Consider the following 15,135-nt stretch of genomic DNA (forward strand, 5'->3'; position numbering starts at 1 on the left):
CGAAAATTTTTGTTGTTGATGGTAGGAGTAAAACCGTTGAATAGCAGGAGTAAAGGAGAACCAAACGGGTGACTGGCGCAAGAGTTAGCACCGAGCGTTAGCGTAGGTGCGTCTCTTGTGCCTTGCATGCTGCCAGTCTTCAGACTGGCGTGTGGGGTGAGGGTGGTCGGGCAACCCCAGGTACATGTATGGTTACCCAGGTTACGACGTTCCCGCCTGGCAGTCGGAGACTGCCGCCATACTGGGCACGAGTCTCCGCCCCGAGACGGGGCTAAGACTCGCGCCAGATACTACGTTGGCAGCACCCCCCGCACTCACTCTCCACACTCACGCTGATTAATTTCTATACAGTTCCCACTCCGCAAACTGCATGATCGACCCGCTCTGCACCGCGCTTACATTCAGTCGATAATACGTATACGCCGTACTATTACTAAAGGTATACGTCTTCGTCAAAAACCGCGAAGCAAAGGTCTGATTCGTCTGGGTATTGATAGTCGTCCAGCTTGTTCCATTATTACTGCCCTGCAACGTCCAGTTCCGGGGGTCACGCGCCGGTACGTCGTTCGCCGACGTGATGGTATATTTATTCACAATATTGCTGGTGTTGGACTGATACCGCACCCAGGCGGCCGCGTGCTGCGTAAGATACTTTGTACTGCTGCTATTATCGATCAGCTTGCTGATATCCTCCCCGCTGGGCCAATCCGTATACTGTGAGGTGATCGTGCCGCCATAGTTTGTAATATCGGACCCCGCCGGGGGTGTGGTCGGCGTGAGCGCGGCAAAGATGGCATCCGTATACGTCTTGTTTTTATTCGCCGCAAACACCATGATGCCGGCTTTGTCGGGGGTCGGGTGTCGTTGTGCTTCGGTTATTGCGCTGGCCTGGGTGTTGTCGTCATACGACATGCCTAACATGACCTTGGCATTGCCCAGTGTGTTGGCCCAGTAATTAAAGCGCGTGGTGTTGTTTTGAAAATAGCCCATGTCCATCACAAAGTTCAGGTACTGACTGAGGGCGACTTCGCGGAAGATCGGGCCGGGGGCGCCGCCGGAATAAAAGGCGCCGATGTACATTTTGTTCGTGGGGTCTGACGACAGGGGGCCGAAGTAATCGCCGAGCTCGCCGATCAGGTTGCGGTAGTTGCTGTTGTCGGTGGCCCCGTGCTCCACGTCGAGCGAGATGCCGTCGAAGCCTACCGTGTTTACACACGTGTTGATGAAGGCGGCAAACTGCTGATAATTATAGGCCGTGCCGTTGTACGTGGTAAAGGGTGTCGACGTGCTCCACGAGGGTGCATCGTCTACGTTCATGAGCACTTTTATACCGCGGCTGCGCAACGTTTGGATGTCGGCCAGGATCTGGCGCTTGCTGTGGTAGTAAGCATTCTGCATCCAGCCGGAATTATAATGCACCGTGTCGGCCAGTTCCCACAACGTACCTTCAAACACCACCACAATGTTGGCATTGTCGGTAAACGTGGTCATGGGCAATATGCCCTGGCCGGCGGGTGTAACATCGAAAACATAATAGGCTACTTTGTTCTGGCCCGCCGCAGGCAGAGCGAGTGGCTGAACGGAGGCGGGGGGCGCGACGTCGCGGGGCTGAAGCGATACGTCGTCGGGAGCGAGGCCTTGCATCGTGCACGAGTTCATCAGGCTGCACAACACGGCAGCCATGGAAAGCAAATAATACTTCTGTTTCATATAGAACGCTGGTTTTAAGTGGAAAGACTACGTTCGGTTATCGGTCACAACGTTGTTGCACACTGTCACTTCCATCATCACGCTCGCCGGGTGAAAAGTTGAGTTGAATATTCATTGCAATTCAACGGGCGGGTATCGCACAACGCCTTAGTATTAGCCAACTCGTATCAGACTACCGGTATACAGACACGGTACTGGTAGCCGCGTTTACGAATGTAAGCAGCGAATATACCATTTGCAAGTGTTGTTCTTACCTATTGCCCGGATCGCCTTCATTCGGCGGGCAGGACAAGGCTAATGGTCGCTCAATGGTTTTAATGGTCTTTATTCTGTATATTCAATCACCGGAAGCCGCATTCTTTGTGCCGGTTCAGCAGTCAGTGTAAAAGATTTCTTACCGCGGCGTTCTCCTTGTTTATTCTGATATACTAATGCACCGTGTGCAGGTCATGCCGTTGTTGTCCTGGAGTGAAACACGCGGTCTCTATTTGCAGGCGATACACAAAACGTTTACATAAATAAAATCTATATGAAGGCTCCTCCTAAACAATCGGTCACCATGCTTTTTGTCTTGCTGACCCTGCCACTCCTGGCGCAGAAAAATGAAATCGTGTCTTCTGCCGGCGATTCGTTCACGACAGAAGCCGGTCACCTCAGCTTTACGCTGGGTGAAGTTGCCATCGAGACGCTCCCGGCACGGCCGCACCGGCTTACGCAGGGATTTCACCAGCCCATGCTTTGGGTGCAAAGAATCGCACGCACCGAAGAAGCGAGAAGTCAGGTAACGGTGTTCCCCAACCCGGTAGGCGCCACACTATATATTCAAAGCCGCCACCCCGATGCGGCCCGGCGGTATACGGTGCTGGATCTGCGCGGCATAAAAGTCCGGGAGGGGATCGTCAAAGACCTCACCGAAATTTCCTTCGACGATCTGCCGGCGGCCACCTATACACTTCAGGTTAAGACGGGCGCTGCAAAGCAGCAGTCCTTTAAGATTGTTAAACAATAGCAACCCCAACCCAGCAATCCATGAAATCACTGTCTATCGTCCTATTTATACTGATGGTCCATACCGTCCTGGCGCAAGCGCCGGCAGGCTTTAAATATCAAGCCGTTATACGCGATGCCACCGGTGAAGTAAAGGCCAACGCGTCCATCGTCATCGGCCTAAGTATTTTACAAGGCAGCACCACGGGTTCGCCCGTCTATAGCGAGACACACCAGACAACGTCTACCGAAACAGGGCTCATCAACCTGACGGTCGGGGAAGGCAGCCACCGCGGCAGCAACCTGGCCGACATCAATTGGCAGGCCGGTCCCTATTTCTTACACGTCACGATCGATGGTACATTCTTCGGCACAAGCCAGCTGCTGAGTGTTCCTTACGCGCTCTATGCGCTCAAGGCAGGAACGATCGAGTCGGCGGCCGCGGCGGGCAGCGACAGCCTTTGGAGTCTGTATGGCAACGCGGGCACGACGGTACAAAATTTCCTGGGCACGACCGACAATCGCCCGCTCACCATACGTACGAATAATATACCGCGCCTTCGTATATCCACGCGTGGCCAGCTCGAGCCGCTGAATACCGGCGCTTCGGTTTTTATAGGAGAACAAGCCGGACAAAACGATACAGGCAACAACAATCAGAGCGTTTTTATAGGCTACCAGAGCGGAGCGCTCAACGAAGCGGGAAAGCTCAATACGGCGATTGGATACATGTCGCTGTATCGGAATAAAAGCGGTGGCACGAATACTGCCGTAGGCATCCGCAGCCTCACCAGCAACGTCACGGGAAACTACAACAGCGCCCTGGGCGCCGACGCCCTGTACTCCAATACCACGGGCACAAACAATACGGCCGTCGGCAGCAGCGCGCTATACGACAATCAACAGGGCGGTGGTAATATCGCTGTCGGCGTGTCGGCGCTCATGCACAACACCACGGGAAGTTTTAACACGGCAATAGGCTACCACGCCATGCTCAGCAGTGGTACCGGGGGCTATAATACAGCGATCGGGCATGAGGCGCTCCTCATTGTGGGCACCGGCATAGGGAATACCGCTGTCGGCGCGGGCGCGCTGCACGGGACCGGTCCGGCAAACTACAACACCGCGAATGGCTACCGCGCATTATATACGAACAGCAGCGGAGCCTCCAACACCGCGATGGGATACGAAGCACTCTATGCGAATACAACAGCAGCCTTCAATAGCGCCATCGGCTGGCGTGCGCTGCGAGCAAACACCACCGGTCAGTGGAATACCGCCCTGGGCGCGCTGGCGCTGACGGCAAATGAAGGACCGGGCAACACCGCCGTGGGCTATAAAGCGCTGGCGGCAAACACCACCGCCGCCGATAATACAGCCCTGGGCAAAGAAGCGCTGACGATGAACACCGTGGGCAAACAAAACACTGCTGTTGGGTCCCGTGCACTGGCGGCCAACACCTATGGTGTAGATAATACGGCCATCGGCACACAAGCACTGGCGCTCCTTCAGATGGGCGAGGCGAATACCGCCGTGGGGTCGCAGGCCTTGAGTAAAACAACCGATGCCTATGGGAACACCGCGGTCGGGAGTCAGGCGATGTTCAGTAACCAGCGTGGTCGGTCGAATACAGCCCTTGGCGTCGGTGCATTGCGCGCGAACACCAATGGAGAAATGAACATTGCCATTGGCGCGGGCGCCATGAGCGAAAACACACTTGGTTCCATCAACATCGCCCTCCTTGGTCTCAATCATAATACCACAGGCGACTCGAATATTGCCATTGGGCACGCATCCCTGGGCAGCAACACCACAGGCAGAGGAAACGTCGCCATAGGCCCCTATGCATTGTATAATGTAAAGACAGGGGGCGGCAACACCGCCGTAGGGAACGAAGCGCTCAATTGGAACCCTGGTTTTGGCAACACCGCGATTGGTGCCGGAGCGTTCAATGAGCTCGGCCTCGACCCTGTCTCCAATTCCACCGCCATCGGTAACGGCGCGCAGGTAACGGCCACGAACGAGATGCGCTTCGGCAACGCATCCGTGCGGAAAATCGGCGGAGAGGTGAACTGGAGCGCCGTGGCCGACAGCCGCGTACAAACCGGCCGGCAGGAAAATGTACCCGGGCTGGCCTTTATCACGCGCCTGCGACCGATCACATTCCAACGCCTGTACGGAGACGGGAAAACCTATACAGGCTTTTCCGGCCAGGAAGTATTGGAAGCCGCCGCCGCGATCGGATACGACTTCAGCGGCATAGATGCGCCCAGCATCGAGCGTTTGGGTGATATGTACAGCCTGCGCTATGCAGAATTTGTTGTGCCGTTGGTAAAGGCGTTACAAGAGCAACAAGCTATCATCGATGCCCTCACGCAACGAATCCAGGCGTTGGAAGCCGGCACCCAACGGAAGAATTCACAATAGACGACCGCGTGTAGTGTCGGCCACGGACGTTCTGTAAAGGTCGGTGGCCGACGCTGCACCCTCGTAAAAGATACCGCCGATAACGTTGCCGGTGCCGGCAAAATAATCTTCCTTGTATTGCAAACGATTTAGATTATGTTTTACTTTTGATCACGGCGTGACGCAAGCCCACGTAACGCCGATGAAGCATGCACCGGCCAGGCGACCAACTACCCGACGACAACACATTGCTCCGCGGCATCGCCCAGGGTGACCAACGGGCATTCGCGGTCCTCTTCGACCGTCATTGGAAGGTACTATATACTAAAGCCGTTAACCTGCTCGAAGACCCCGACGCCGCCCAGGACGTTGTACAGGATTGTTTTATCTCCCTGTGGGAGAAAAGCGCCCACCAGCACATTGAAAATGTAGGAGGGTATCTTTACCAGTCTGTGCGCTACGCCTGCTTTATGCACCTGCGCTCCGGCGCCATCTCCCAAAAACACCTCGACCATATCAACCACCGTGCGGTGGAGATCAGCACCAGCACCGAGCAGGAATTCGACGCCCGGGAGCTCCAGGCCGTGCTCGACCAGTCCATGGACCGGTTGCCGGAGAAATGCCGCGAGATTTTTTACCTCAGCCGCTTTGAGCTGTTGCCCAATAAAAAGATAGCCGAGCAATTGCAGATCTCACCCAAAACCGTCGAAAACCAAATTACGAAAGCGCTGCGCATCCTCCGGCTTTCGGTCGATAAACTGGTCTCCTTCGTATTGCTCGCCGACCTCTTCTAATCCTTCTTTCTCTTTTTTCATTTTTTTTCATCGTGCCGTAGGGGATAATGCAATCGTATGCAACTACGGAGTAGATGAACATAGACGAACAACATTTTAAGCGACTTCTCGACGCCTACCTCCGGGGCAGCGCTACGTCAGAAGAGAAGAAGCTGCTGGATGACTTCTTTGAGACCTATCCCGAGCTCCACCGGCCCTCGGCCAGTGCCGACCCGGCCACACGGGAAGTGATCTGGCGTCAGCTGGCGACCAATCTGCCTACCCGTGCACCACAAGGGAAGGGGAGAACCCTTCTGACGATCGGGTATTCCGTCGCGGCCGCCCTGGCGTTGTTCGCCGTATCGTGGTTCCTCATCGCGCGGTTTAGTCGCGATTCACCCGCACCAGCGGTGGCGCAGCTGCGGCAAGCCGTCACCGATCGGGGCCAGAAACTGAAAATAGAATTGCTGGACGGCACACAGGTAACGCTCAATGCCAACAGTAAACTTGAATTCCCCGAGCAATTCCAGGGCGACGTACGCGAAGTATACCTCACCGGCGAAGCCTATTTTCAGGTAGCACACGACGCGGCGCATCCGTTCATCGTGCATACGCCCGTGGCCAACACCCTCGTGCTGGGCACGTCGTTCAACGTCAGGCTTACGCCCGACAGTAGCGCCGAAGTAACGCTGGTAGAAGGAAAAGTAGATGTAGACGGGGTGATCCTGAAACCCAATCAACAAGCCATTGCGCGCAGCCATGGCGAACCGGTGCACGTGCGCGATGTCGATGTCGCGGCATTCGTCGACTGGAAGGACAACATCCTGCGCTTTGACAATATGCCACTGGCCGAGGCCGTCACGGTGCTAGAGAATTGGTATGGCGTAGAGATTACACTGGATGACGCGTTGGTCGCTTGTCCCATCAGCGCTACCTATCGCAAGGAGACCCTCAAAAATGTATTGAACAGTATCAGCTATACGCTCAAAATCACCTATCGGCAGGACGGCAACAAGATCGTGCTGCAAGGCCATGGCTGTAAGTAACTCCGCAGACCCAAAACAAACAAGTATATGAAACCGAAATCCTTTGATGCCTTGCCACCCTGATCGGGACGTGCTATATACTACTATATAAAAAAAGTAGTCCGGGGAAGAGACATTTTGACCGATGGCTTCCCCAGACTACAGCCTGAGACTTATTGCGTAAACTCAAACCATAACAAACCTATGAAATTTTTACATAAGCTGCTCATGCTTATATCAAAATACACATGGCGTCTTTTTATCATACAGGTCGTTTGTATGAACCTCGGATTTGCGTCGGATATCAACAGCCAAAGCCTGGAAAAGGTAAAGGTGTCCGTCGCATGCCAGCACGCCACGTTGTCGACCGTATTCAAAGAGCTCGAAACAAAGACAGACTTTGTCTTTGCGTATTCGGGACAGCTGGATTCGCGCAACACCGTTACCCTGCATTACAAAAAAGCCACCCTGCGCCGTGTACTGGAAGACCTGTCGCGACAAGCCTCCGTCGAATTTCAGCTGGTAAACAAAACCATCTCGGTAACGGCCCGGGAGATAAAAACGCCCGCGCCCCGGCCGCCAGCCATTACGGTACGGGGCCAGGTAAAAGATGAAGACAATACAGCACTGCCGGGCGTAAACGTACTGGAACGCGGCACCACCAACGGCACCACGACAGACGCTGACGGGAACTATAGCCTCGACGTAGCCGGTGAGAACAGCGTACTCGTCTTTTCCTTCATCGGCTATAGCAGCCAGGAAATTACCGTAGGCACGCAGACCGCTATCAACGTACAGCTCCTCGCCGATGTCACCACCATTCGCGAAATCGTTGTGATCGGCTACGGCGAGCAGGAGAAGAAAGACCTGACCGGAGCCGTGTCGGTCATCAACAGTAAAAACATGGCCAACGTACAGGCCGCTACCGTGGCGGAAGCCATCCAGGGGCTGGCCCCCGGTGTTAACATCCGCAACAGCGGTCGTGCCGGCAGCGAGTCGACCATCGAGATCCGCGGCCTTGGTAACTTCTCCAACAACCAGCCGCTCTATGTTATCGACGGCGTGCCGACCATCGCCACACGCGACTTTAACTCCAGCGACGTAGAATCTATCCAGATCCTGAAAGATGCATCCGCCGCGGCCATCTACGGATCGCGCGCGGCCAACGGTGTCATTATCATTACCACCAAGAAGGGTAAGTCCGGGCCGATGAAAGTGGACATCAGCGCACGCTACGGCGCACAGACATTGCCGCGCTATGATTTTATGGATGCCGCCGATTTTAAAAAGTATAATACCATGGCCTACCGCGAGGCCATTGAAGTAGAAAAGTCCCCGGTGATTATCGGGCAGGGCTATCAGCAATATCCCGACGGCGTCGATACCGACTGGCAGGAAGAAACATTCCGCACCGCGCAAACACAGGATTACAACGTGACGGTCTCGGGCGGAAATGAATTCGGAACGTACCTGGTATCGGGCAACTACTTTGGCAACACCGGCACCAGCGTGGGTTCGTCGTTCGAGCGCTATAGTTTCCGCGTGAATACGGAAGGCCGGCGCGGCCGCTTTAAGATCGGCGAGAATCTGTCCATTGCCCGTGGCGCGTCCGATGACCTGATCACAAATCCTTTCTGGGATATGTTGCGCATGCTGCCCACCATACCGGTACACGATGCGGCAAATCCCGGTGGCTTTGGGTATGGCAATGAAGGCAAGGCCCGTACGTTTGGAACAAACCCCATCGCCCGTGAAGCGTTGGAGGAGACCACTAACGACAACCTGCGCCTGCGGGGTAATCTCTACGCTGAAGTGGAGCTCCTCAAACCGGGCGTGTTGACCTATCGCGTCAATGCCGGCCTGGAATCCAGCCAGGAACATTACAAGTACGTGCGCCGCGTCGGCAACTGGACGCTGAACCAGCCCTTCGATCCTTCGGCCGTGATTGAGAACCGTGGGCAGTATGTATCCACGTTGATGGAGAATACACTTCACTTCAATAAAGAATTCGGTAAACACAAAGTAGATGCCGTGGTGGGTACAACCTTCCAGCGGCAGCAGTACGATCAACTGTCGGGTACGAAACGCAATCTCTTGTTCATCGGCGGTAAATATTACGATGTGGTGGATGCCGGTACATCCGACCCCGAGTCGGGCGGATTCAACAACGAAGACGCACTGATCTCGTACCTGGGGCGCGTGAACTATTCGTATGGTGATAAATACTATCTCACCGGCACAGTCCGGCGCGATGGCTCGTCGCGGTTTGCCCGGGGAAACCGCTGGGGTAATTTCCCGTCGGTGAGCGCCGGCTGGCGTATCAGCGGCGAAGAGTTCTTTCAGGTGCCCTGGATAGACGACCTGAAGCTCCGCGCCAACATCGGTATGCTGGGTAATTCCAGCATCGGCCGCACGATTGGCTATAGCGGCAGCTTCTATAGCTCGAACATCTACAACCTCGGCAACTGGGATTATCTGTCGCAGGTAAACGCCACCATCATCTCGATCGTCGGCACAGATCAGCACCTGGTAAATGGTGCGGGCCAGGTAAAGCTGGCGAACGCCAACCTGCGTTGGGAAACCAAGAAACAGGTGAACTTTGGTACAGACCTGGCCTTCCTCAACTCCCGCCTCGCCCTGACGCTCGAGTATTTCATATCCACGACGACGGACGTATTGACCGAAATGCCCATCCTGCTGTCTACCGGCAACGACGGTGGCAACCCTTGGGTAAACGCCGCCAGCATTCGCAACAAGGGTATCGAGATCACCACCACCTGGAAGGACAATATACAGGGGTTGAAGTATAGCATCACCGCCAACGTATCGACCCTGCGCAACGAGGTGCTCGAGCTGGGCTACGGACGAAACGACGTCTTCACCGGCATTACCCGTACGAAGGTCGGCGAGCCCATTGGTATGTTCTACCTGCGCAAGACCGACGGATTGTTCCGCAGTGAAGAGGATGTATTGAACCACGTCAACTCGCAGGGCAAGGTCATTCAACCGAATGCCAAACCGGGCGACATTCGCTATGTCGATTTCGACGATAGCGGCGAGATCAACGATGCCGACCGTCAGATCGTGGGCAACCCCTGGCCCAACTTCGACCTGGGCCTGATCACCAACTTCGAGTATAAAAACTTCGATCTGTCGATGATCTGGTATGGCGCCTTTGGTCAGGATGTATACAACGGTTCCCGCGCGGCCGTCGAGCGTTTTGACGACAACTCGAACTACTTTGCCTTCGACGATGAAAAGCCATACCAGGAAGATCCCAACAGCGACTTTCCGCGCCTGCTGTACGGCGACGATCGCAATGCCCGCGGCGACATCGACCGGTGGCTGGAAGACGGTTCCTACTTCCGCCTGCGCAATGTCACGCTGGGGTATAACCTCCCGCAGCCGCTCGCGCAGCGCCTGCACGTCAGCAACGCGCGTGTATTTGTCACGGGGCAAAACCTGGCGACGTTTACTAAATATACCGGCCTGGACCCCGATTTCACCGCACCCGACATGTGGCGCCGCGGCTACGACGAAGTGCGTTATCCCAACGCGCGCTCATTCCTGGTAGGCCTGCAGTTTAATTTCTGATCCCTAACGCACAGCGACATGAAAAACATCAAATTCTATATACCTATACTCATTGCGGCCTTCGTCATGACCAGCATCCGCTGCAGCGAAGACCTGCTCGATATCGAGAACCCGAATACACCGACGGTAGAAAGTTTCTGGAAAACAGAACAGGACGCCGAAATGGGTCTTAACGCGGCCTATAACATGTTCTATAAACCGTCTACCTGGACACGCTGGATCTACTTTCGCTATGACCTCACCTCCGACGAAGGGCATAGCACCAGCCCGTGGGGCGAGCTGGCCGACTGGACACGCTTTAAGTATTCCAACTATAACTTCTGGGATGGCAACAACTGGCATTGGCGCGATTTCTACAAAGCGATCTTCCGCACCAACCAGGTGCTGACCTATGTGCCCCAAATTCCTTTTGACGAAGCCCGTCGCGACCGCATCCTGGCGCAGGCGCGCTTTATCCGCGCGCTGTATTATTTTCAGATCGCCCTGCTGTGGGAAGAGGCACCGATCGTATTGGAGATCTCCAAACCCGATGATCAACCCGAGCAACGCACCGAGGCCGAAGTCTGGGCGCAGGTAGAAGAAGACCTGAACTGGGCCAAAGACCGGTTGCCCGAGAAATGGGATGACCCCAACATGGGCCGTGCCACGAAAGGCGCCGCGAAAGCGCTGCTGGCCCGCGCCTATGCGCAGCAAAAAAAATACCCCGAGGCCAAAGCCGAGCTGGACTGGCTCGTGGTGGGCGAAGGCAAACAATACTACGGCCTGATCGATAACTACCGCGAGAACTTTACCCATAACTTCGAGAACAACATCGAGTCGGTGTTCGAGATCCAGTTCAGCGATCGCAACAAGGGCGGTGACGGCGACAACCTCAGCGCGTCGATGGGCTTTCAACGTACGCAATTCTTTGCGCCGGGCGGCATCGGCTGGCAGGATGGTAAAGCCCGCGCCTGGCTGATCGACGAATACAAAAAAGAGAAAACGAAAGACGGTAAAAACGACAGCCGGTTGCTTACCAATATATTCTACAAGCAAGCGTATAAGGACTTTCCGGAGGCCGCCAACAACGACACGTTGGTATACAACCGCCCCTGGAACAACGTCGACTGGGGCAACGAAACTTTTATCAAAAAGTACTCGACGTATTATTACCGCGACCGCGAAGATTACCATGCTCCGAACAACTTCCGGTTTATCCGCTATGCCGACGTGCTGCTGCTCTACGCCGAACTGCTGAACGAGACAAACCAGACCGCCGACGCTTACCAGTATGTGAACATGGTACGTGAGCGCCCCAGCACCAACCTGCCCAAGCTGGAGGATGCTTACCCCGAAATCGGCACCGACTACAACCTGTTCAAAAAGCGCCTGCAAATGGAGCGCAGCCTCGAGCTCTGCTTCGAAGCCGTCCGGTGGATGGATCTGAAACGTTGGGATCTGCTCACCACGCAGGCCGGCATCGACGAGCTGAAAACACGCGACCTGGACTTCAATAATTTTGCGTTAGGCAAAAACCACCGCCTGCCCATTCCGCAGGTCGAAGTCGACAACAACGAACACCTGGACCAGAACAACCCCTACTAGGAAACAGTGTGAGTGTGGGTGTGAGAGCGGGAAATAGTGTGAGTGTGAGCGTGAGAGCGAAGAAAAAAAGGAATACCTGTTCGCTTGCTGGCGCAGGTGTTAGCACCAAGCGAAGCGTAGGTGCGCACCTGTGCCCAGTATGGCAGGGGGCTCCGACGTTATAAACTTTGCATAGCATGGCAAACATACCGCTGTATTGTTTCTTTTGGATCGTGTCTTGTCTAACGCCCGGGATATCCGTTGACACGGCCCAACGGGAAGAGCCTGTCGAAGGCATCCGCATCGCGTGGGACCGTACCACCTTGCGCCAGCTTTCGCCAACGGCCCCGAAATACGCCGGCTATGCCCGCATGATCGTACTGGACGACGGCAGTTTGTTCTGTGTCTATGACTGCCAGGGCGCGACCCAGGCCATTCGCAGCGTCGATCAGGGCAACACGTGGACGGCGCCCACCGTCGTCGCCGCCCCGGAGAACGGCATTGCCCGTGTCGTGCCGGAAGTGCTGCAGCTGCGCGACCACAGCATCCTCGTTTCCTACAACCTGCGCCCGCCGGGCAACAACACCGATTCCTCCAAACGTTTTGCCATCGAGGTCAGGCGCAGCGTTGACGGCCGGCAATGGTCGGCGCCCGTGCGCATCTATACCGCGGGCCATGAATTTATAAACGGCTGCTGGGAGCCCGCACAACTACAGCTGCCGACCGGCGAGATTCAATTGTTCACGGCCAACGAGGGTCCCTATACGCAAACCAACGAGCAGGAGATCACGCTCTTTCGCTCGCACGACAACGGCGCGCACTGGACGACCGGCGAAACGGTAAGCTTTCGCAGCAAGCACCGCGACGGCATGCCCGTACCGTTGCTGTTAAAGAATGGTCGGGAGATCGTCTATGCCACCGAAGACAACGGCATGAGCGGCGAGTCGTTTGTACCCGTGATCATTCGCACACCGGCTACCGGCGCGTGGAAGAATGCGCCGGTGCTGGCGGCGAGCGCCGATCGCGCACAGGCCCTGGAAGCCCGCAACCGCGTGCCGGCATCTGCCTATGCCGGCGCACCGTATCTCCGCCAGCTGCCCTCGGGCGAAACCCTGCTCTCGTATCAAAGCACGGAGTGGCGCCGCCAGGCGCCGTGGGATCGCAGTGACATGGTGGTGGCCATCGGCGATGATGAGGCCCGGAACTTCAACCGTAAGTCACGGCCGTTCTACTTTCCCGACTCGACGAAAACCTGCCTCTGGAATTCCGTCACCGTGCTAAACGACACCACCGTGGTAGCGCTCGGGTCCACCAACGGCTTTGGCCCGAACACCGCCGTGTGGATGATCAAAGGCTATGTCGTTCCGCCGGTAACAGCACCGCGACATACCGCGCGCGTAAAGCATCCGTTGTTCATCGGCGGCTACGGCCCCACGCAGGCGCGCATGGGACTAACCTGGGACGATCGGCAACTTTATCTCCAGGCCACGGTAAACGATGCGGATGTCGTCGACAACCAAAAGTCGAATGATGGACTGCGATTTTACCTTGACCCCGGCAATCAATCTTCGGCAGCACCCGTAAACGGAATTTTCAACATCTCGATAGACGCCGCAGGAGTGCTGACGCTCGAAGAAGGGGAGAAGGGGAAATGGACCACCCGGAAACCCGCTTCGATAGACAAGACCGTCACGCGCATATCCGGCGGCTATCAGATCGACGTGCGCATACCCTGGTCCGTGCTGCGGGCAAAACCAGGCGCGGCAATCCGCTTCCATGCTGTATTGAATGACGTCGCCACCAACGGCCAGGCATATACTGAACCGTTGTCGGGCAACGATCGTGAGAAGCCCTATACATGGTCTTCCGTAAAACTGGTTACCGCCAAAAATGAACATCCATGAAAAGCATGAAAAATACCTGCATGGCCTTCTTGTTGATGGCCTGTTTTATACAATGCAACAACAATAGCGACACCGGGGTTGACGAAGGGGAGGGAGACGTACCCGAAGGATACTATAAAAACCCTGTCTTTATACCCACCTTCGCCGACCCCACCGTGATCAAGGCCAACGACGGATATTTTTATGCCTACGCCACCGAAGACGGCTGGGACTACGGCAAGCCTGCGCACATCGTACCCGTGATCCGCTCCCGCGACCTGGTCACCTGGGAGTTTGTACGCGACGCCTTCGACACCAAGCCCGCGTGGAAGAACCCCGCCTTTGTCTGGGCACCCGACATCAACCACATCAACGGAAAGTATTATTTATACTACTCGTTGTCCCTCTGGGATGATCCCAACCCCGGCATTGGCCTGGCCGTAAGCGACTCGCCCGCCGGCCCCTTTGAAGACCGCGGCAAAATACTGCTGAGCGACGAGGTCGGTGTGCAAAACTCCATCGATCCCTTCTACTACGAGGAGGGCGACAAAAAGTACTTGTTCTGGGGCAGCTTCCGCGGCATCTACGGCATCTCATTAACTACCGATGGCACAGCCATCACCGGCGACAAATTCCAAATTGCCGGCGACTGGATGGAAGGCACCTACATCTTAAAACGCAACAACTACTACTACCTCTTCGGCTCCAACGGCCACTGCTGCCTGGGCCGCGAGACGCCGTATAACGTGATGATCGGAAGAGCCTCATCCATCGAAGGCCCCTACGTAAACCAACAAGGCCAATCGCTCCTGACGCACACCGGCAACGCATTCCTCAAAGGCGATCCGTCGCCCGGCGTAACAACAGGTTTCGCCGGCCCCGGCCACAACGCCGAGATCATCACCGACGAAGAAGGCACCGACTGGTTCCTATACCATGCCGTCGACAAAAGCCGCCCGCTACTCCCCAACGGCGCCACCCGCCGCCCCCTCATGCTCGACCGCATTGAGTGGGCAAACGACTGGCCCCAGATCGCCAACACCACCCCAAGCGACACCGCGCAACGCAAACCAAAAACAGAGTGAGCGCGATAAAACAGCGTGAGTGTGAGAGCGAGAGCGAAGAAGCGTATATTCCCCGCACTAGCAACAGAGTGCGTGTGAGAGCGACGAAACGGTTGCTGGCGCAAGTATT

The 15,135-nt window shown here is 55.8% G+C and carries 10 protein-coding genes; 8 read left to right on the top strand and 2 right to left on the bottom strand.

The window, feature by feature from the left end:
• Positions 1 to 336: 336 nt before the first annotated feature.
• Positions 337 to 1,710: a glycosyl hydrolase family 18 protein gene (locus K7P01_RS24595; protein ID WP_267297235.1), complete on the bottom strand. Its 1,374-nt coding sequence runs from the start codon at positions 1,708 to 1,710 to the stop codon at positions 337 to 339.
• A 529-nt stretch (positions 1,711 to 2,239) separates the two neighbouring features.
• Between K7P01_RS24595 and K7P01_RS24600 the strand changes: the two genes are divergently transcribed.
• Positions 2,240 to 2,719 (top strand): T9SS type A sorting domain-containing protein, encoded by a 480-nt coding sequence (locus K7P01_RS24600; RefSeq protein WP_267297236.1) that lies wholly within the window; start codon positions 2,240 to 2,242, stop codon positions 2,717 to 2,719.
• A 20-nt stretch (positions 2,720 to 2,739) separates the two neighbouring features.
• A complete protein-coding gene (locus tag K7P01_RS24605; protein WP_267297237.1) occupies positions 2,740 to 5,124 on the top strand; it encodes a beta strand repeat-containing protein in 2,385 nt (794 codons plus the stop codon).
• Here the strand turns inward: K7P01_RS24605 and K7P01_RS24610 are convergent.
• The gene (locus K7P01_RS24610; RefSeq protein WP_267297238.1) at positions 5,116 to 5,247 is read right to left on the bottom strand and encodes a hypothetical protein; all 132 of its coding nucleotides are present in this window, start codon (positions 5,245 to 5,247) and stop codon (positions 5,116 to 5,118) included. The genes K7P01_RS24605 and K7P01_RS24610 overlap by 9 nt on opposite strands.
• 65 nt (positions 5,248 to 5,312) lie before the next feature.
• Here K7P01_RS24610 and K7P01_RS24615 point away from each other — a divergent pair, with 65 nt between their 5' ends.
• The 6 genes from K7P01_RS24615 to K7P01_RS24640 all read left to right on the top strand — a co-directional run bounded on the left by K7P01_RS24615 (position 5,313) and on the right by K7P01_RS24640 (position 15,026).
• The gene (locus tag K7P01_RS24615) at positions 5,313 to 5,897 is read left to right on the top strand and encodes an RNA polymerase sigma-70 factor (protein WP_267297239.1); all 585 of its coding nucleotides are present in this window, start codon (positions 5,313 to 5,315) and stop codon (positions 5,895 to 5,897) included.
• A 74-nt stretch (positions 5,898 to 5,971) separates the two neighbouring features.
• On the top strand, positions 5,972 to 6,922 hold the full coding sequence (locus K7P01_RS24620) for a FecR family protein (RefSeq protein WP_267297240.1): 951 nt from the start codon (positions 5,972 to 5,974) through the stop codon (positions 6,920 to 6,922).
• 258 nt (positions 6,923 to 7,180) lie between these two features.
• Positions 7,181 to 10,495 carry a SusC/RagA family TonB-linked outer membrane protein gene (locus tag K7P01_RS24625; RefSeq protein WP_267297241.1) on the top strand — a complete coding sequence of 1,105 codons (3,315 nt, stop codon included), beginning with the start codon at positions 7,181 to 7,183 and terminating at the stop codon, positions 10,493 to 10,495.
• An 18-nt stretch (positions 10,496 to 10,513) separates the two neighbouring features.
• Positions 10,514 to 12,079, top strand: a complete 1,566-nt coding sequence (locus K7P01_RS24630) for a RagB/SusD family nutrient uptake outer membrane protein (RefSeq protein WP_267297242.1) — start codon at positions 10,514 to 10,516, stop codon at positions 12,077 to 12,079.
• A 176-nt stretch (positions 12,080 to 12,255) separates the two neighbouring features.
• Positions 12,256 to 13,962 (top strand): exo-alpha-sialidase, encoded by a 1,707-nt coding sequence (locus tag K7P01_RS24635; protein ID WP_267297243.1) that lies wholly within the window; start codon positions 12,256 to 12,258, stop codon positions 13,960 to 13,962.
• On the top strand, positions 13,959 to 15,026 hold the full coding sequence (locus K7P01_RS24640; RefSeq protein WP_267297244.1) for a family 43 glycosylhydrolase: 1,068 nt from the start codon (positions 13,959 to 13,961) through the stop codon (positions 15,024 to 15,026). The genes K7P01_RS24635 and K7P01_RS24640 overlap by 4 nt, the downstream gene beginning before the upstream one ends.
• Positions 15,027 to 15,135 lie beyond the last annotated feature (109 nt).

The sequence above is a fragment of the Parachryseolinea silvisoli genome, assembly GCF_021190955.1.
In the GTDB taxonomy this organism is placed as follows: domain Bacteria; phylum Bacteroidota; class Bacteroidia; order Cytophagales; family Cyclobacteriaceae; genus Ohtaekwangia; species Ohtaekwangia silvisoli.

Coding starts and splice junctions, on each gene's coding strand:
- K7P01_RS24630 (WP_267297242.1), top strand. CDS start 10,514: ATGAAAAACATCAAATTCTATATACCTATACTCATTGCGGCCTTCGTC.
- K7P01_RS24600 (WP_267297236.1), top strand. CDS start 2,240: ATGAAGGCTCCTCCTAAACAATCGGTCACCATGCTTTTTGTCTTGCTG.
- K7P01_RS24625 (WP_267297241.1), top strand. CDS start 7,181: ATGAACCTCGGATTTGCGTCGGATATCAACAGCCAAAGCCTGGAAAAG.
- K7P01_RS24615 (WP_267297239.1), top strand. CDS start 5,313: ATGCACCGGCCAGGCGACCAACTACCCGACGACAACACATTGCTCCGC.
- K7P01_RS24595 (WP_267297235.1), bottom strand. CDS start 1,710: ATGAAACAGAAGTATTATTTGCTTTCCATGGCTGCCGTGTTGTGCAGC.
- K7P01_RS24605 (WP_267297237.1), top strand. CDS start 2,740: ATGAAATCACTGTCTATCGTCCTATTTATACTGATGGTCCATACCGTC.
- K7P01_RS24640 (WP_267297244.1), top strand. CDS start 13,959: ATGAAAAGCATGAAAAATACCTGCATGGCCTTCTTGTTGATGGCCTGT.
- K7P01_RS24620 (WP_267297240.1), top strand. CDS start 5,972: ATGAACATAGACGAACAACATTTTAAGCGACTTCTCGACGCCTACCTC.
- K7P01_RS24635 (WP_267297243.1), top strand. CDS start 12,256: ATGGCAAACATACCGCTGTATTGTTTCTTTTGGATCGTGTCTTGTCTA.